Source organism: Bacillus gaemokensis, assembly GCF_001590835.1.
Taxonomy (GTDB): domain Bacteria; phylum Bacillota; class Bacilli; order Bacillales; family Bacillaceae_G; genus Bacillus_A; species Bacillus_A gaemokensis.
In genome coordinates this window covers 30,767-49,008 of record NZ_LTAQ01000070.1, presented here as the reverse complement: position 1 = coordinate 49,008, position 18,242 = coordinate 30,767, and the positions used below count along the sequence as shown (strand labels likewise).

The 18,242-nt window shown below is 32.8% G+C and carries 15 protein-coding genes and 4 pseudogenes; 5 read left to right on the top strand and 14 right to left on the bottom strand.

Features of this window, described 5'->3' with window-relative positions:
- Positions 1-250 precede the first annotated feature (250 nt).
- Complete coding sequence (locus tag AZF08_RS27415) at positions 251-1,609, top strand: erythromycin esterase family protein (protein ID WP_033675597.1); 1,359 nt, start codon at positions 251-253, stop codon at positions 1,607-1,609.
- 555 nt (positions 1,610-2,164) lie between these two features.
- On the opposite strand, the pseudogene AZF08_RS29495 reads toward AZF08_RS27415, so the two are convergent.
- Positions 2,165-2,389, bottom strand: a pseudogene (locus AZF08_RS29495) (CcdC protein domain-containing protein); the annotation flags it as partial.
- Between the two features lie 327 nt (positions 2,390-2,716).
- Here AZF08_RS29495 and AZF08_RS27410 point away from each other — a divergent pair.
- A complete protein-coding gene (locus AZF08_RS27410) occupies positions 2,717-3,802 on the top strand; it encodes a response regulator aspartate phosphatase (RefSeq protein WP_033675599.1) in 1,086 nt (361 codons plus the stop codon).
- Positions 3,799-3,948: a Phr family secreted Rap phosphatase inhibitor gene (locus tag AZF08_RS29490; RefSeq protein ID WP_082246098.1), complete on the top strand. Its 150-nt coding sequence runs from the start codon at positions 3,799-3,801 to the stop codon at positions 3,946-3,948. The genes AZF08_RS27410 and AZF08_RS29490 overlap by 4 nt, the downstream gene beginning before the upstream one ends.
- Positions 3,949-4,028: 80 nt before the next feature.
- Here AZF08_RS29490 and AZF08_RS27405 read toward each other — a convergent pair.
- The 9 genes and pseudogenes from AZF08_RS27405 to AZF08_RS27360 all read right to left on the bottom strand — a co-directional run.
- Positions 4,029-4,658 (bottom strand): annotated as a pseudogene (locus AZF08_RS27405) (phosphotransferase); the annotation flags it as partial.
- A gap of 232 nt (positions 4,659-4,890) precedes the next feature.
- Complete coding sequence (locus AZF08_RS27400) at positions 4,891-6,894, bottom strand: serine hydrolase (protein WP_033675601.1); 2,004 nt, start codon at positions 6,892-6,894, stop codon at positions 4,891-4,893.
- A 509-nt stretch (positions 6,895-7,403) separates the two neighbouring features.
- Positions 7,404-8,612 (bottom strand): L-lactate MFS transporter, encoded by a 1,209-nt coding sequence (locus AZF08_RS27395; protein ID WP_033675602.1) that lies wholly within the window; start codon positions 8,610-8,612, stop codon positions 7,404-7,406.
- A gap of 298 nt (positions 8,613-8,910) precedes the next feature.
- The gene (locus tag AZF08_RS30995; protein WP_033675603.1) at positions 8,911-9,054 is read right to left on the bottom strand and encodes a hypothetical protein; all 144 of its coding nucleotides are present in this window, start codon (positions 9,052-9,054) and stop codon (positions 8,911-8,913) included.
- Between the two features lie 31 nt (positions 9,055-9,085).
- Positions 9,086-9,921 (bottom strand): annotated as a pseudogene (locus AZF08_RS27385) (serine hydrolase domain-containing protein).
- Between the two features lie 165 nt (positions 9,922-10,086).
- On the bottom strand, positions 10,087-10,350 hold the full coding sequence (locus AZF08_RS27380) for a heterocycloanthracin/sonorensin family bacteriocin (RefSeq protein ID WP_033675604.1): 264 nt from the start codon (positions 10,348-10,350) through the stop codon (positions 10,087-10,089).
- 417 nt (positions 10,351-10,767) lie between these two features.
- A complete protein-coding gene (cutA, locus tag AZF08_RS27370; protein ID WP_033675608.1) occupies positions 10,768-11,082 on the bottom strand; it encodes a divalent cation tolerance protein CutA in 315 nt (104 codons plus the stop codon).
- 30 nt (positions 11,083-11,112) lie between these two features.
- Positions 11,113-11,571 carry a GNAT family N-acetyltransferase gene (locus AZF08_RS27365; protein ID WP_033675610.1) on the bottom strand — a complete coding sequence of 153 codons (459 nt, stop codon included), beginning with the start codon at positions 11,569-11,571 and terminating at the stop codon, positions 11,113-11,115.
- 128 nt (positions 11,572-11,699) lie between these two features.
- A complete protein-coding gene (locus AZF08_RS27360) occupies positions 11,700-12,611 on the bottom strand; it encodes a DMT family transporter (RefSeq protein WP_033675612.1) in 912 nt (303 codons plus the stop codon).
- A 156-nt stretch (positions 12,612-12,767) separates the two neighbouring features.
- Here AZF08_RS27360 and pdxR point away from each other — a divergent pair, with 156 nt between their 5' ends.
- Complete coding sequence (gene pdxR, locus AZF08_RS27355; RefSeq protein ID WP_033675614.1) at positions 12,768-14,213, top strand: MocR-like pyridoxine biosynthesis transcription factor PdxR; 1,446 nt, start codon at positions 12,768-12,770, stop codon at positions 14,211-14,213.
- Between the two features lie 194 nt (positions 14,214-14,407).
- Here pdxR and AZF08_RS27350 read toward each other — a convergent pair whose 3' ends face one another.
- From AZF08_RS27350 to AZF08_RS27335, 4 genes and pseudogenes are all read right to left on the bottom strand, one after another.
- Complete coding sequence (locus AZF08_RS27350) at positions 14,408-14,932, bottom strand: GrpB family protein (RefSeq protein ID WP_033675616.1); 525 nt, start codon at positions 14,930-14,932, stop codon at positions 14,408-14,410.
- A 13-nt stretch (positions 14,933-14,945) separates the two neighbouring features.
- Positions 14,946-15,475, bottom strand: a pseudogene (locus tag AZF08_RS27345) (DUF4269 domain-containing protein).
- Between the two features lie 220 nt (positions 15,476-15,695).
- Positions 15,696-16,541 (bottom strand): alpha/beta fold hydrolase, encoded by an 846-nt coding sequence (locus AZF08_RS27340; protein WP_033675618.1) that lies wholly within the window; start codon positions 16,539-16,541, stop codon positions 15,696-15,698.
- A 275-nt stretch (positions 16,542-16,816) separates the two neighbouring features.
- Positions 16,817-17,713: a glycerophosphodiester phosphodiesterase gene (locus tag AZF08_RS27335; RefSeq protein WP_033675659.1), complete on the bottom strand. Its 897-nt coding sequence runs from the start codon at positions 17,711-17,713 to the stop codon at positions 16,817-16,819.
- Between the two features lie 274 nt (positions 17,714-17,987).
- Here AZF08_RS27335 and AZF08_RS31925 point away from each other — a divergent pair, with 274 nt between their 5' ends.
- Entirely contained in the window at positions 17,988-18,221 is a 234-nt protein-coding gene (locus tag AZF08_RS31925) for an Lrp/AsnC ligand binding domain-containing protein (protein ID WP_082246105.1), read from the top strand.
- Positions 18,222-18,242 lie beyond the last annotated feature (21 nt).

Genomic DNA, 18,242 nt, shown 5'->3' with positions numbered 1-18,242 from the left:
CAGTTATGTATGTTATTGTCCCGCTTTTTCTTCCGGTCATAAGAAACTTTGTATATACGGTAAGTTATTTTTATACCCCTAATTTATAGAATTTTAAAATTTAACAGAATTATCCTTCGTTTCTTCTTGCCTTGTATAAATCCTATCCTTTAGTATAAATATATAAATCTAATTGTACCTATTATTTTTAGATGAATCATAGATGATTAGATTTATGTGATAAAGTCTATAAAAATTAGGAGGGGTATGTGTGTTTTCGAAATGGAAAAAAGGGTTAGTAACTACTTTATTTGCATTAACAACGTTTTCAACAATGGCATCTGCTGAGGAATTACCTGCAGATCAACAAAAATGGCAGAAATGGGTTAGTGAAAATGCGGTCAAATTACAGGAACCAACCGCTAGTTCTAATGATGATTTGTCATTTTTAAAGCAAACCTTACAGGACAAACGTATTGTCTTATTAGGTGAGTCTACTCATGGTTCAACAGAAATGAATCAATTAAAGGTTCGTATGATTAAGTATTTGCATGAAGAAATGGGTTATGATGTGATTGCGTTTGAATCAGGATTTGCGGAAGCGAATACCGTGTATCAAAATTTAGATGATTTAACAGCTGAGCAAGCGATGAAGAAAGCTATTCATGGAACATGGTTCACAGAAGATGTGGAAGAATTATTTCAGTACATAAAAGAACAAAAAGAAAAAGGAACGCCTCTTATTTTAACGGGATTCGATATAAATATCCCGTGGAATGCTTCAACTGCTACATTTGCAACATTCGCAAATGAATGGATTAGCAAATTGAATCCTGAAATAGGTAAACTACTCGTAGAAGCAGAAGAAGAAATCGTGAAATACCGTTCTGTCTCTTCCTATGAAGAATTTCAGGCAATGCAGTCCCCTCTTTTGCGTAAATATGAAAAAGTAACAGAATTTATCCAACAGCATACGAATGAATTACAACAAGTAGCGCCTAAAACATCGTATGATGTAAATTTTCTAGAAAAATCAATCAAGATTCGAATCGATACGCTTAAAACACATATTCCAAATGAAGTGAAAGATAAATTATACATCCCACCTCAGCCAGTTTTTTCGGATTTTTCATATTACTCACGTGACAAACAAATGGGACAAAATTTAGCGTGGTTAAGTGAACTGCAGTATAAAAACAAAAAAATAATTGTGTGGGGACATAATTATCATATACGAAAACAGAACTCTAAAATGTTAAAAGCAGATCCTTATCCAATTCCATTTCCAAATATGATGGATGTTATGCCAAAATACTTGAAAAATCAAATGTATTCTATGGGATTATATGCTTATAGCGGGAGCAGTTTAGGTTCGAATAACGATGGTCCTTTTCCTGTAAATGAAAAACATGCAGCTAATAGTATCGAAGAAATTTTGAAATCTGCGCAACATCCGCAAGTATTTGTAAATATAAAAGGTGAGACAAATCGTCCTGAAACCTCTTGGATGTATATGCCAATTATTGGGCTGCATTGGGGGCAAAAGGATAAAGCTGAAATCATGATTCCTAACCAACAATACGATGGAATCCTATGGTTAGAGCATATCACGCCTTCTCAGATTAAATAAAACGAAAAGCGCACCAATGAAATAGATGGTGCGCTTTTTATGTATATAGTCTCTTAGAAGATATATTCTTCTTTAACCAATCTTCTTTATAAAGGATATAGTGATTTACTATATTGGAAGCCGATCTTTTCCATAGAACGACAAGAGTTTATATTATCATTCCAGGCTTGCGCATGAACTTCATCTACTTTTAACGTCGAAAAAGCATAATTATAAATCAAATTGGAGCTATTCCTTTTTCTTTTCATCTGTATTTCCGTAAGCGAAAACCTCAAAAACGAATTCGCATAGACCAACTACTACTTCCCCAATCACTTCATGCATTTTCTTTTCCCCTCTCTTTTAGTAGATTTATCTTAAGTATATAAAAGAAGTATTTTAGGGTACTATTCAAGAAGGTGACATAAACATTACAAGTTTGTAAGAGTGTGATTGTGTGATTAATTCCTGGTATAAGTAAACAAATGGTTATCATTTATAAAATCAAATGGTATATCCCTCAATAGATATTAAAGAAAAGGTCATGTGCTTATAAAAAATCACATGACCTTTTCTTTAATTTGTAGTTGGTGTACTTTGTTGTCCCTCTTGATAAACTTTTCGGAACTTCAGGTAACAACCAATTCGCCAAGGAACTATATAACATAATGCTACCGTGAAAAAGAGGATTCCAACAGATTGTGGATCTAATCCATCCAAATGGGTTCTAAAATAATAACGAATGAACAAAATGACCAAGAATGTTGCGATAAAGGCCGCGCTCTTTTTCGCATAAAATTGAATTATAGCAAACAAAGCTGAACTTTTCGTTATTTCTATTTTTATACTTTAGTTCAAAAACTATCTAAAGAACTAGGAAATTATTTATACTCCTTGTAGGCATCTTTTAATTCGGATGGAGCAGAAAATCATTTTGCTTCTTTCATCAAGGAAATGATTTTTTCAATATGCTCTTTTCTTTTACTTATAGAAAGTGAAGAATCTCCCGCTTTTACTTATTGAATATTCCGAATGATTTTTTTCAACATTCATTTGTATTGGTTAATTATCACCCGTTATAAATAATTGTGGTAAAATTTAGATAATACAATTGGAAGGAGGATTCTATTGAATACAAACATCGTTTCAAAAAGTGAATATAAAATGTTAAACACTTGGTATCACGAAATGCTTTCTCAACATCTTGAAAAAGCTACTTCTCTAAAACAAGAAATGGATAAAAAAATTAACGAGTTTACTAGCAATAAGGAACTATCTACTTATTACTCCTTATTAAACTTCCGTTTTCAAATGTTATGTGGAGATTTTGAAAAAGACCTAGAAGATCTCAGCTATCTTCTAGAAGAACCGGATAATTATTTAAAATATTATTACCATTTCTTCCAATTCATTCATGCAAGTGAATTGGGGCAATACACTCGAGCAGAACACCATTATGGACTTGCTGAAGGTCTATTATCTTTGATGCAAAACAAAGAAGAACAAGCGGAATTCCATTATCGTGCTGCTCTCTATCATTACTACTTAGCACAGCCTACTTTAGCAATTAACCATGTTAACAAAGCGATAGAATTTTTCTCTACTGCTAATGGATATAAAACGAAATTAGGAGCATGTCAAAACACATTAGGAATGGCTTATATAACGCTAGAACAATACGATATGGCAGAAGAATATTTGTTGTCAGCTTTGAATATTCTTGAACAAGAAAAGGAATCGAAAGCAGCTTTAACTGTCCGTTACAATTTAGGTGTGTTTTATGCCGAACAAGATCTTTCAGAATTAGCAATACGACATCTAACAGACGCATTTGAACAGTTTAGCCAACCAAGAGTCCCTTATCAGAAAAAGGGTATTCATACATTAGCTAAAGAGCATTTCAAATTAGGGAATTTAAAAGAAGCTAATTTTTATGTCCAAGAAGGATTAAAGGATTGTACAAAAGAATATGAATACCGCTTTACTATTTTAAAAGCTATGATTGAAAATGAACCAATCGAAAAGTTAGAAAAAATCATATTGGATGCGATTTCTTACTTTAAAGAACAAGATTTATGGAAAGAAATTCTAAACTACTCCGAATTATTAGCTGTTAAGTGGTTCGATAAGGGCACGAAAGACAAAGCGTGTGATTATTATCGTATGAACCATGAAGCTAGAATCCTACTAAAAGAAAAGAGGTATTTGAAGTGAAGAAGATTAAAATTGAATTATTAGGTTTAATCAGTGTTGCTGTTTTATCCTTCGGTTTAAATAATCCTGTTGTTAAGCATAGTGCTGTACCTGAGTTAAATCAAAATATTACTTCTTACATGACAGAACCTGGTGGCGGTATTTAATCTTACTACGAAAAAAATCCCTACTTTCTAGATAAAAAGTAGGGATTTTTTGATTTTTAATAGACTTAGGGGAATGAGTAATATTCTTCTTCTATTCCCTCACCGTAAGATTCAAAAAACAATCTAACTCTTTGTTTTATACGATTAGTATGCTGTAATGAATTATAATAAACTTTCTCACCTGTTTCAGAAAGATAAAATCTACTTAAGGGGACGCAAGTATAATGAGTATAAGCTATGTCCCAAAGTCTTGGACCAGGTCCAGCGACATCAAAATCAATAATACCTATTGGTCTTTCATGACTAAAAATAATGTTGTATATTGCAAAATCATTATGGCATAGTACCTCAAATTGTTTGGGAGTATTATCTATCGATTGCCAGCTATCATCAAATGAAAAATCACTCACAGAATCATGATAAAGACGGAGCATTTTCGCTATTTCTATTAAGACATCATCAGACCACATGTATTCTTTTAAAGGATAATTACCAGCTTCTCCTTCAATAAATGATAATATCTCTCTTCCTTTTTCATCAATACCTAAAAACTTTGGTGAATAACTGAAACCTTTTCTCTCCAAATGCTTTAATAGCTTATGAATTTGAGAACTATCTGTCTTTAATTCTCGTCGCACAGTATCTCCCGAACGATAAACGTTAGAGACATTCCCTCCTGTTAGCATTTCTTCGTTTTCATGGTTTGACATCTAAATATTCCTCCCTAAGATTCACTAGCTCCATACACTTTTAGAGTTTCAACTGTACACTATCCACTAGATTTGTTTTAAAACCTTTCTATAAAAATAAAAAACCTGTCGAAATTGACAGGTAATCCATTGTTTTATTTTTAAATCAATGTGCAGTGCCATTTTCCTGCATATAGTTTATTAAAATAATACATTCATTTCCTTAAGCACTATTATCTTTTATTTAAAAAATTTAACGAGCTTCCATTAGGTAAAACAATAACGCTGCCGCCTCTTGTCGTTTCATTGATTGTTTCGATAAATAGTCTGCTGATCCGTCCTCGTTATATATAACTTCAGGTCCTACTAATCGATGACCAATAATATTTTTAACAGACTCAATTGCCCATTCATCAGTTTCTCCTTTTAAAACTGCATCTACAGATGGAGTTCCAAACATTTTTAAGTAATGCCAAGCAATCCATGCCGCTTCTTGTCTTGTGATTGCTTGATCTGGAGAAAATTTTCCCCCTTCTTTTTCACGTAAAATACCAAATTCATATAACTTCTGAATGTGAGGGGCGTATTGATGATTAGTTGTATCCGAAAAAACAGGATCTTTTTTCGAAGGGGGTGTAAAATAGGCTATTTTCGATAACAAATATGCAAATTCTCCACGTGTAATTGCTACTTCAGGAAGAAATTTTCCATCGCTATTATTTTGTAAAATTTCATTTCGCTGTAAAGGATCAATATATTTTGCATATGGATGACTAATGTCTATATCATCGAATCGTTTAGGTTCAGGTAATTTAAGTGCAGAGCTTGCAAAATTCCAATAAATCATCTCTTTTATTGTGCCATCTTTATTAAGCTTGAAAGCCATATAATTTCCTTTTGCATCTTCAAATAATAATGGATCTAATTGTTTTAATTCTTGACTTCCATTTATTTTATCACTTACAAGTAATTTTCCATCAGCCGCTTCTATTTTTGTAATCACATTTTTCATTCGTAAGTCACGGTAGTATCCTTCAAATTTTCTCAATTCTTCTTTACTTGGATTTAAATACTCTGGTTTTGTGTTATCTGGAAAATAGTGATTCATAAATTCATTAAATAATTCAAAAGGAAGCGGTGAAGCATTTTGATTTGTAATCGCAAAAACACCTATTTTATACTCTGGTATTAACCACATTAAAGACGAAAAACCAGGAATATTCCCACCTTTTCCAAATACATACTGGCCATTATGACTTTGAGGAGAAAAGAATTCAAATCCATATGCCATATTTGGATATTTTGGGTGTATCGCATATTTCGTTTTTTGCATATCTTGAATAGTTTCCTGTTTTAAAATTTGCTTATTTTTAAATTTGCCACCATTCAATTGAGCAATCATAAAATTCGCTACGTCGCTTCCAGTAGAAAACATGCTGCCTTGTGGCATGTCTGACGGTTTTGTTTCATAGAATGGAATTACATTTCCGTTGCTGTCATATCCAGTTGCAAGTTTATTTTTAATGAAATTGGTCATAACAAAACTACTGCTTTGCATTTCTAGTGGATAAAAAAGATTAGAAGCCATATATTTATAAAAAGAAGTATTTGTAATGTTTTGGACTATATATCCTTGGAGCATAGAGGCAAAATTATCATACGTATAAGTATCTCCGGGCTTTCTGACAACTGTAGGCATATTTTCTTTTACATAGTCCTTAAGACGTGTATAGTCATTAAGGTGGTTGTTGATATCGTCGGGTCTAGGATCTACATAATCAAATCCTGTTGTATGAGTAAGTAAATGTTTCATTGTCACTGGTTCGTTGAAATTATTTTGATACGTTAATCCCCCCATATAATCGGTTATGTCTCTGTTTAAATCTACTTTCCCTTGCTCCACTAACTGCATAACGGCACTAGCTGTAAATACTTTTGAAATTGAAGCTAAACGGAAAACAGTTTGTTTTGGATCAATCGGGATTTTATGCTCTTTATCAGAAAAACCATATCCTTTTTGGAACAAAATTTTATCATCTTTTACAATGATTATAGCTGCTCCTGGAAAATTTTTATTCTCCATTTGCTTTGACATGAATTTATCAGCAAATGTCTCTACCTCTTTAGTACTAAGCATCGTAGGAATAGCTGCTTCTGTTTGCGGAATACGTGTAGTGAAAAATAAAATAGAGAAACACATACCTACAAACATTAAGATTCGAAGATGATTTGTAATCTTTTTTCGTATTCTTTCCACGCTAGTTCTCCTCCTTTAATAAATAATAGGATGCTTTAAATCCCTTCATCGGTCTTATTTGGAGTTTCATAAGAAAAATTTCTAGGGAGATCTACTAAATATGTATACATGCTACTGGAATATATATGATCAGTGTGTTTATACAAGTTATCTTCTCACCTTTTTAGACCGTAATTTAATTTAATCTTATCAAACAAAATTTAGAACTTCATTTAATAGTTCTCTTTCTTTATAGGTGATGATAACGAAAAAACATTTTATATTGATAATTAAATATATATATAGGAAGTTTTTAAAGTATTATTAGTTTTAGGACTTTTAGGTACATTTTTGGGATTGGGCTATTATATTTTTGACAAAATATCAAATCGAGAAATTACAACACATCTTTTGTAATCTTTTTAGCGTGAATTATATTATTTATAAAATAACCGGAAAGGAAAAATTTAAATTTTTATAGAAAAGAGCCCTAATATTCAGGGCTCTTTTCTATAAAAAATCTAAATAGGTTAAGCTACTTTCCGATAAAATTTTTGTGTTTCTTTTTTCTTCGCTCCGCTTGGTGGACGGATCAAAATAGCGATAATAAAGGATATAATACATAGTACACCGATTGTAAGAAAAGTAGGTTGGAATCCGCCTAATGCTGCCCCGATAAACGAACCTGCAAGCGCACCGAATCCAAATCCCTGATAAACAATCCCGTAATTTGTACTATGATTTTTTAAACCGAAGAAATCCCCCACTATAGCTGGGAATATGGTAATATTACCTCCAAAGCAAAAAGCAACGCTTGCTACACAGACGAAATAAATTGTGTAATTTAAGTTCATGAAACTTAGTGTAAAAACAGACAGCCCGATAATAACAAACGTTGCAGAAACAATTTTTAATCTTCCTATTTTGTCTGAGAGTGTTCCTAAAATAATTCGACCAGCAGTATTAAAGATTGCAATCATCGCAACAGCATTCGCTGCAGTTGCAGCACTCAGTCCTACAAGTTGAACTCCTATATCCTTTACCATACCAATTAAATATAATCCGCTCATACATGATGTAAATAACATGAAAAATAAAAGATATACTTGTTTTGTTTGTAACATTTCTCGAGTTGTATAATCGTTATTTAATGCTTGAGTCATCGTTTTGTTTTCAGCAGCTTCATGTAAGAAATATGCTCCTGCTAGTACTAAAATTAAAACAATAATGCCCCAATATAAAAATGCTTGTGATACACCAACTGTATCAATTAGCTTTCCATTTACGTATTTAAAAATTAAGCTACCCATTCCGTAAGCTGAAACAGATATACCAGAAATAAGACCTTTACGATTCGGAAACCATTTAATTAAATTTGATAATGACGTGATGTAAGCTGTCCCGTCTGCATAACCGACTACAACGCCAGCTAGTAAGTACAATAATGGCAATGAGGACACTTGTGAGCTAAGTATTAAGCCTATCCCAAGAACGACGCCTGCTATTGAAATAAGTTTACGAAGTCCCATTTTTTGCTGTAATTTTCCTGCAAACAAAGTGGAGAACGATAAAGAAAAGCTGGTAATAGAAAAAGTTATCGCTACAGCATTCAGTTCCCAGCCGAATTTACTTACTAAAGGTTGATTGAACAAACTCCATGTGTAAATCGTTCCAAGACCAATTTGGACAATGATTGTGCCGAGGACAATAAGCCATGGATTTACAGATGCTTGCTTCATGCAAACTGTCCCTTTCTTTAATTGACATAAGTTATCAAAAGTTAGTATATCCATGATCATTTGCAAGATACGAATTTTAAATTAGAAATTAAGGTCTTATTTTTGTTTTAAGCATACAAAAAGGCACTTCTTAATGAAGTGCCTTTTTGTAGATTATATACGGTTGCAGAAAAGCTGTGTTAAGATAAGACATTCTCAAATGCTTATGTATATATGATATCAAAGATTATCGTTATTTTTATAGGGCTTAAGATGTATTTTTCTTTCATAAAAAAGTCTTATGGTAAATCAAAACAGATTAATATTCAATTTCATCGTAATCTTTTGGCTGCGGAACAGTTTGCATATTAGCTGCGTCTTTCGGATCACTGTAAATAGCATTTTGTTCAGTGCTCATATCTTTTATATTTTGTTTTTTATTTTTGTTTGACTGTTTTTTCATTAAGGTTCACTCCTTTTCTTTATAAAAGTAGTTATACCCCAATTGAGTTGTTTTTACTGGTGCAAAATGTGTCAGCGACTAAATTACTAAATTCATGTAAATAATACAGGTAATTATCTGCACCATAGTTATATCGCTTATTATACATTTTAGCTACGGTAACATTATATTCAGGAATAACTAAAATGGTCGGCCCTGTAATCCCTAATATTTGATAGGAGCCTTTTGGGACCCTTTCACCAAGTTCACTTTGTAAAACAGGTGTATTTTGAACGTACCAAAAGAACCCATTTTGTGGTAAGTCTTTGTTTTGATATTTGGGACTTTGAATACTTGTAGAAATTTCAATAACTTCTTTTGGAACAATTTGTTTTCCGTTTAGGGAGCCTTTATGTAAATGTAGATTACCCCAATGAGCAAATTCCCTTGCAGAAACAAAAAGATTACTTTCTGTCCCATCATCTAATATGCCCAGCTTTGTCCTGCCTCAAATTCACGATAAATCGTTCCATCCGTTTTTTCATTCAGACCGTGTGAATGAGTTACTAAATGTCTTAATGTTGTCTTACCAAGCAAAGCTTGATCATACTCCTTGAAATAATCAGATGCATAGTCATCAATGTCTTTTATTTTCCCTTCATAAAGCGCATAAGCAACCGCTAATCCTAAATAGCTTTTTCTAGCAGAGGCAACATTAAATTGTGAAGATGCCGTTACCTTTGTGCTATTTGGATCGTTTGAATGGTTTCCACTATAATGTTCTATTACTACTTCATTATCTTTTATAATATAAAGTGCTGCTGCAGAACTATAATTATTTTCTTTTATATCTTCTACCCATGAAATTAATTTCTGGTATTTATCCACTATATTATTCACCTCTATGTAAAATCGCATATCAATATTAAATTCGATGAAAACAATAGATAGCCTTTCATTTTTCTAATTTATAAAATGAAAGAAAAGTGCCCCTACAGTCCGGACATGTATACACACTTTTCTTTCATAAATAACTCCATTTATGTTACGAAGTTAAATGAACCACCAGCTCCAGCAACCGAAACAACTAAAGCAACCAAAACATCCACCGCAACGACCTGCACAACCGCCGCAACGACCCGCGCATCCACCACAACGACCTCCACACCCTCCACAACCGCCGCATCCACCACAACGACGAGCATCATCTTGAACATAGTAATATGGATATTGGTTTTGTTGATCCCAATACACAACATTTCCTGGTTGATAATCATTAAGATTTAATGATTGCAATTCTTGATGAAATTCATTCATTTTCATGACCTCCATTTAATAATAAAAAATCCACTCGTACTTTTTATACTTTCCGTTCGTTAAATCTAAGTAAAAATAGGACTATTAAACCAAATTCAATACGTACACCAACACAATATGAGCAATAACCAGGTGCTGTACCTTGTTCGGAAGCCTATTTTCAGGTTGTTTGTACCAATGGATTTATTACTATAATGGGAGATGATGATGGAACTTTGTTTTCAATTAAGGTTCCCCTCCATTTTCAGTAGTTCTTTAATAGCATTTATTTTGATCAAATCTTTATTGTTATTTTTTGTTTTTCTATAACTGTCATGAATAGACTTTGCATATACTTTTAAATAATCTTCTAAACTTAAAACTTGATATATTGCGTCATGATATGTAATATATTCAAATTTGTCCAAAGTATTGATTTCATAATGGGATGATATAAATCATAGGTGTTTCGTAAGGATGAATACGATTAATAACCGCAAGTGCGTCTTTTACAATTTCCTGTTTACATCTTATCTCAACCTTACATTCTTGCCCTTCGCATATTTCACCGATTTCTCCGTTAAAAGGTGATACGTTATCTAATGGTCTCCAGTACCCCTTAACAGTGCTGTAAGATAGACAGTTATCATAATTACCTACCTTACAAGCGTAAACTTTATTTAATTCATCTCGCAGAGTTTCAATATATTTTTCTGGAATAAATATTTCGATTTTCACTTCGTTAAACTGCATATGCTACTTCACATCTTTTCTAAATGAAAGTTAAACAAGTAAACGATATACTTGTTCTCCGCCATAAACATGACCTAGTTCTTTAAACCCGTAACTCTCGTATAATGTCTTTGCTTTCATGTTCTCTTTATGTACAGTCAATCTAATTTCCTTACATTCCGTATATTCAGTTGTAATCCATTTAATCATTTCAGTTAAAGCTGCTTTGCCATACCCTTTCCCTTGATACTTTTCATCAATCATAAATCCATTAATCCAATACATGTCCGATGTATTTGGTTCAAAAGCATGCATAATAAAACCAACTATAGTATCGTTATCGTATATGGCGAATGGAATATATTCTACATTTTCACCATCTGGTTTAATGTATACTTTGGCAATCGACACCGCTACTGTTGGTACAAATTCCTGTTGTTTCTTAGATACATGTAATTTTAGTGCCTCTTCCCAGTTATCTCTTGTTACGATTTTTAATTGTATGTTCATCTTATAGAATCACTCTTGAAAAGTGGATGATTTGGCATTCTAAAAACCTCCCATCTGTATTCTTCTTTTATATTCAGCAAACCGCAGTATTTTCCTCTTTAAATAAAATATTAAATGCAAGAATTACTTTATATGGAATTTGTTTGTTTAGTTCCTTTTTTATGTATATTTTCGGATTTTATATGAGCAATTAAAACCCCAAGTATAGTAATGCCACCTCCGACTATAGATGTTAAGGTTAGTATTTCACCTAACCAGATCCACGCTACAAAACATGCAACTACTGGTGTTAAATAAAGAGAACTTGTTGCTTCAGAAGCGCCTGCACGAGAGGTTATGTAAGCTAAAGCTATATAAGGAAGTACAGTTGGGAAAAGACCTAAATATATAACGCTAAGAGTAATTTCTATTGGTGCTTTGACTATTTCTTGATCAATTCCTGGTAGAAAGATTAGCATAAATATAGTTCCAGACCAGATTGTATAAGTTGTAAATGTAAGGAATCCATATTTTTTTAAATAAGGTTTCTGGAAAACAAAAAATACACTTTCTGAAAATGCCGCTAGTAAAATAAGTAATATACCGCTGTTTAATTGTAGTGGATCTCCATTGCCTAATGATAGAAAGGCTATCCCAATAAAACTAACCAATCCGCCAATCCATCCTCTTACATTTAATTTATCGCCCAAAAATATGAGTGCAAGAATTGCAGTAAATATAGGAGTCACTGATACAATTAAACTTGCGGGTCCAGCACTTACGCTTTTTTCTCCATAATTTAATGCGATATGATAAACAGTAAAACCTAGACCTCCTAATATGAAAATTACTGGTATATCTTTTAAATCTGGTAAACGCATTTTGGTTATGCATGCAAAGATAAGTAACATACATGAAGCTATTAGCAAACGTAATAATGTAAGATGTTCAGGTGTATATGCTTCAAGTCCAATACGAATCCCTGGAAAGGCTGTACCCCAAAGGATAATAGTAAAACCGTGTGCGGATAACATACGAAAATCCCATTTGTTGTTCTGCATTGCTCTCCTCCCTTTCATAAAAGTCAACCACTTTTCTTTTGCCAATTATTTCTTTTCATCATATTCAATAGTTGATACAATGTCTTCAACCAGTTATGTAGTGAAAAAACCAACCACTTTATATTTTTTTAGAGACTAAAGGGAGTTTTTATAAATATGTACAATGAAAAATTAGAAAAACAACTTCCAAAATATCAACAGATTATAGAGTATATGAAAGAAAAGATCGCAAACGGAGAATGGCCGATAGGTAGTAAAATTCCGAGCCAACGAAAACTAGCACAACTGTTTCAGGTAAATCGCAGCACAGTTATCACTGCATTAGAGGAACTAACAGCGGATGGCTTAATTAAAGGACAAATGGGTATGGGAACAATTGTAATGAATAATACATGGACATTATTAGCAACTGATCCCCCGCCTAATTGGAATGAGTATGTGAAAGCAGGTTTACATAAACCTAGTAAAGGAATGGTTCAAGAAATTAACGAAGCAGAATCAAATAAGAAATTCATTCATCTTAGTAAAGGAGAACTCGCCTCTGATATTTTCCCGTTAGAAACAATGCAATTCGTCATGCGGAATGTTTCTGAAACACTAGAGATTTTCGGATATGAAGAACCAAAAGGATTTTTACCTTTACGTCAAGCGATAAGTAATTACGTAAAATCATTTGGTATTCATGTATCTCCATCTTCTATACTTATTGTTTCTGGAGCATTGCAAGCATTACAGTTGATATCCGTTGGCCTTTTACATCGAGAATCCACAGTCTTACTTGAAAAGCCTTCTTACTTATATTCACTTCATGTATTTCAATCAGCGGGTATACATTTTTCAGGGGTATCGATGGATGAATATGGTATCATACCAAGTGAATTATCTAGACGAAGTAAATATAGTCAGAAGAAAAATATTTTATATTCCATCCCTTGTTTTCATAATCCAACAGGAGTTTTAATGTCAGAAAACCGCCGGAAAGAACTTATGAAGGTCTGTGAGAAGGAGCAACTCCCTTTAATTGAAGATGATATTTACCGAGAATTATGGATTGATGAACCACCTCCACTCCCATTAAAGGCAATGGATCAATATGGTCATGTATTACATATTGGCAGTTTATCAAAGACACTCAGTCCTGGCTTAAGAATTGGCTGGATTATCGGTCCGGAACCTGTAATTGAAAGGTTATCAGATATAAAAATGCAAACAGATTATGGATCTAGCTCTTTATCGCAAAGGGTTGCTGCTGAATGGTTATCTAGTGGTTTATATCAGAGGCATGTAGAATCGGTGAGAGCGCAGTTAAAAGTACGAAGAAAAACAATGATCCAAGCATTGAATATGTATTGTAAAGACATTGTAGAATGGAATATTCCTAGTGGTGGATTTTTTATATGGTTAAAAATAAAGCCGAAAATTCCAATAAAAAAATTATACGCAAAGGCGTTATCTAAAGGAATACTTCTCAACCCAGGGCGTATTTATGCAGAGGAATCTGACCAGCATATTCGCTTATCGTATGGCTATGCACCTGTCGAAGATCTCACGCAAGGAATTTATCAATTGAGTGAAATGATTCGAGAGTTAATAGAATCATAGGAAAGTCCTCTTTCTTTTAAAGAAGAGGACTTTTCATTTGCTATTGTATTTTTTAGTATTTCATTAAACTGTGGAAATCGCATATATTCACATTAATTTTCTTTACTTCTTCACAGATAGCGCTTAGTCGTTCTGTCCATAATGTTTGCTTGTTCCAAATATTGAAGGTAGCAATTCTTTTTTTTGTTCCCTTTCTAGTTTTTATAAATTGTCTTATTCAAAATCCCCTTTACAAAACCTGTTTTAGCCTCACAATAACGATCAATATCAAATCGATAGTTTTCAGCCAAGCGATATTTTAGTTCTTCGTATTCTTTCCGGGCAGTCTCATTAGATGACAAATAATCCCGTAAAGCGATATGCTCTAAATAACCTTTTCCATCCTTTGGACAAACATAGAGGTGGTACTTCATGAAACTATCTACATATGTTCTTTGGAATGCCTCACGTCCTTCAACTCCTAGATTCCCTTGATGTTGATAGCCTTCTTTTTCTAGACGTTGTATGATGTCAGGTAAAATAGCATAATTATCTATAACTACGTCCATATCAATAATTGGTTTTGCTGCTAAGCCTTCAACAGAAGTACTTCCTACATGTTCAATTCTTAAAATCAAATCACCTATGTATCCTTCAATCATCTGTTTAATTTTTTGAAACTCTTCTTTCCATTTAGGATTATAAGGCATAATTTCTATTGTTCTTGTTTTTTCAGCCATTATCTATTCCTCCTTACCATAATTTCATTTCTTTTCCTAATACAATCAGTTGTTCATACGGATCTCCATCAATCCCTAGAACTTTTACAAAAGCAGGTTCTGTTTTTATACCTTGTTCTTTTAAATGTATGACATCTTTCCGAATATGAGGCAATTGCATAAGTAATGTGTGTTCAACGATCATATGTTTATATGCATATTGGTGTCGCGCAGGCTGTGGTTGCCCAAAGAGTTCAAATTTGAAACCTTCAAATAGGAAATTGGCTTTTATAGTAGGTATGTTTCTAATTATTTTTCTTTTTATAGTAAACTCTTCATAACAAACAAATGAATATTGAACTTTCTTCTCGAAATCATCAAAATTATGTACTTCCATTACAATATCTAAATCAGAATTGTTTATATCAATACTGATAGGGATTGTACCGCAAAGCACTGGATGATATGAGGCTAATATATCCATCAAATTCAACTTATTTATAGCATCATATGCCCTTTGCTGTTTTTCATTTCCTGTTTTAAATAGTCTATAGATGTGAACATCTAAATCCCTCTCTTACTATTACAATGAATTTACTTCCTAAACTATGGTTTTGGTTTCTACCTACATTGATTGGTGTTTCTCTTATAATAAAGGTAGCAAGAAAATATAAAAGACATACAAATGAGTAACTTTCATTATTAATCTCTAAAAAGCAGAATCTTTATTGAATAATCAATAGAGATTCTGCTTTAAAAATATTTTTTATTTTCTAGAAGTCTTTTAAGTATGTTTCACAATAGCGTTAATTATATTATCCCAATCGTCGAAATGAATTTCATGACCAGTTCCTTCGAGGGTTAATAAAGATGCATTAGGAATTTCATTAGCAAGAGCCAAACCATGCTCATATGGAAGCGCCGTATCTTCTGTGCCATGAATAACCAACGCAGGTATATTTATTTCTTTTAATTTCCCCTCATAGTAAGCATCACCTTTAAGAAGTGTATGATTAAACATGCTGAGTAGATTGTTTGCTCGTTTTATTTCTTTTGTTACCTGCTTCGTGACTCTCTTCTTATCAAAATTACGCTTTGATCCACAGAGTAATTCCGATCCTCTAACCAAATAATTCGCAACAGATTCGTGATCTGTCCAATTCAATTTATTTCCATTAGCATGGTAAGCAAGAATTTTTTCATCCATTGGGGGCAAATTCCGGTTGTTGTCATCAGATCCAAAAATACTTGATGCAATCAAAGTCATTGTTAGAACCCTTTGAGGATGCCTCACTGCTATAATTTGAGCGATCATACCACCCAATGACATTCCAACAATGTGAGCTTGAGTAATGTCGTATGCATCGAGTACTCCAACAGCATCATCCGCCATATCTACCACAGTATATTGAGAACTTCCTAGTTCATAGGAAACGGAACGTCCAACATCTCGATTATCAAATCGAATAACATATCGCCCTGTATCAGCTAATCTTTGACAGAACTCTTCATCCCAGTAAACCATCGAACACATTGCACCCATAATCAGCAAGACCGCTGGATGAGTTGGATTTCCAAAGCTCTCTGTACATATATCAATTCCATTAATTTTAGTTATCTTTTCATTCATAATTATTTCCTCATTTCATTCGAATTTGGTCATTTTAAAAAGATACATTAAAACATACCGAAATGCATTTTAGAAAAATGAACGAGTATAAATGTAATGTACCTCAAATTAACGGAAACGAATGAACTTAATAATCATGATAAGCACTCTCCTTATAAGAAATAAATAAGGGGGTTAGCCCTCTATTTATTATAATGTATTTTTTGTCACTTATGATAATTTATCTCTATTATAGAGGAGCAAAGCTGAAACGAAAATTCCATATTATTTTTTGATTAATCTTTTTTATAAAATGTAGAAATTACACGTTGTAAACGATCTGGATAGTTCGTAAACATTCCATTTACGCCCCACTCAATTAATTTTTTCATATCTTCCGTTTTATCCACTGTAAATGGATGAACTTCTAACCCTTGATTATGTACCTTTTGAACAAATGTAGCATCAACAGCCGCGTAATTCATTCCTAAACCAATACAATAACTTTTATAATCTTCTAATTCTGCATTTGTTACTCTCTTGGCCTTTTTATATGTTAATAGTTGTACAAGCGGAATGTTAGAATTCAGGCTATAAATCTTCTTTAAACTTTCTTTACTAAATGACTGGATGATTATTTTTTCTTTTACGAGAGTCGGATCACTTAGTTGGTATCGACTAAGTACTTCTAACAGTTTTTCTTCCATTCCAGGATAGTCCTTTGGTGATTTTGTTTCGATATAATAACGCGCATCACGTCCAAACATTTCAATAATTTCTTCAAGCGTGGGTACTTTTACGTCCTTAAATTCACTTTTCGCTAGATTGGGATGTTTTTTATTAAAAAAGCTACTGGCATCAAGGCTTTTTATTTCTTCTAATGTATGATCTTTAATACGTCCTGAGCCATTTGTTGTTCGATTTAATGTTTCATCATGCATAGCAATTAAGTGCCCATCTTTTGTCATTTGAAGGTCTATTTCTATATAGTCACCTTTTAATTGTTGGCCTAATTTGTAGGCTGGTATCGTATGTTCTGGGGCATACGCAGATGCGCCTCTATGCGCAATTGTTAGTACTTTATCTGGTAGATTCTTAGCTTTTATAGACTTTGTTTCTGATATTTGCTGTAGAATTGTAACGCTGATCCCTATCAAAATACAAATGGTTATGACAAAGTGAATTTTTTTCAAATTCATTTTTAAACCTCTCATCTCAATTCTTATAATCTTTTATAGTTTCATAAATTTAATTATATCTTATTTAGAGAGAGCGATTTCAATTAAGTATTATTAGGTGCCTTCTATTTGTTCCATAAATTAAAGGCACCTAACAGAAGGTTTTCATTTAAATTCTAATGTTTCTCTATCGTTTGGGACCAGAATGTTTGTATGCATATTTTGTTGATTTAAATATGTGATTAATTCTTTTCTTGTAAGTAAACAATGATTCAAAGCTGGTAAGTCCATTCAAACATTTTTAACAATTTATACAAAAGCTTTAGTTCACAAACCATTTTTATCTTTTGTACAACGGCAATCATGCATTGAAAACATTTATAAAATTAGCGGAGATGGATGCTATTTAACAGAAGGTTTCTTTTCCTCCCATCAGGAACTAGATGAATTTTTAGAAGAGTTAAATACATACGCAAATTATAAACTTTCAATAGTAATAAACAACATGAAAATGTTCGAGTAGATAAAATAAACATCTTTTTAT

Bases quoted from the DNA above. Each gene is read 5' to 3' on its own strand.
- cutA (WP_033675608.1), bottom strand. From the start codon at position 11,082: ATGCAGTTTAACGAAGTGAAAATCGAAATATTTATTCCAGAAAAATAT.
- AZF08_RS30995 (WP_033675603.1), bottom strand. From the start codon at position 9,054: ATGAAAAAACAGTCAAACAAAAATAAAAAACAAAATATAAAAGATATG.
- AZF08_RS27350 (WP_033675616.1), bottom strand. From the start codon at position 14,932: ATGGCTGAAAAAACAAGAACAATAGAAATTATGCCTTATAATCCTAAA.
- pdxR (WP_033675614.1), top strand. From the start codon at position 12,768: ATGTACAATGAAAAATTAGAAAAACAACTTCCAAAATATCAACAGATT.
- AZF08_RS27340 (WP_033675618.1), bottom strand. From the start codon at position 16,541: ATGAATGAAAAGATAACTAAAATTAATGGAATTGATATATGTACAGAG.
- AZF08_RS27360 (WP_033675612.1), bottom strand. From the start codon at position 12,611: ATGCAGAACAACAAATGGGATTTTCGTATGTTATCCGCACACGGTTTT.
- AZF08_RS27365 (WP_033675610.1), bottom strand. From the start codon at position 11,571: ATGAACATACAATTAAAAATCGTAACAAGAGATAACTGGGAAGAGGCA.
- AZF08_RS27380 (WP_033675604.1), bottom strand. From the start codon at position 10,350: ATGAATGAATTTCATCAAGAATTGCAATCATTAAATCTTAATGATTAT.
- AZF08_RS27395 (WP_033675602.1), bottom strand. From the start codon at position 8,612: ATGAAGCAAGCATCTGTAAATCCATGGCTTATTGTCCTCGGCACAATC.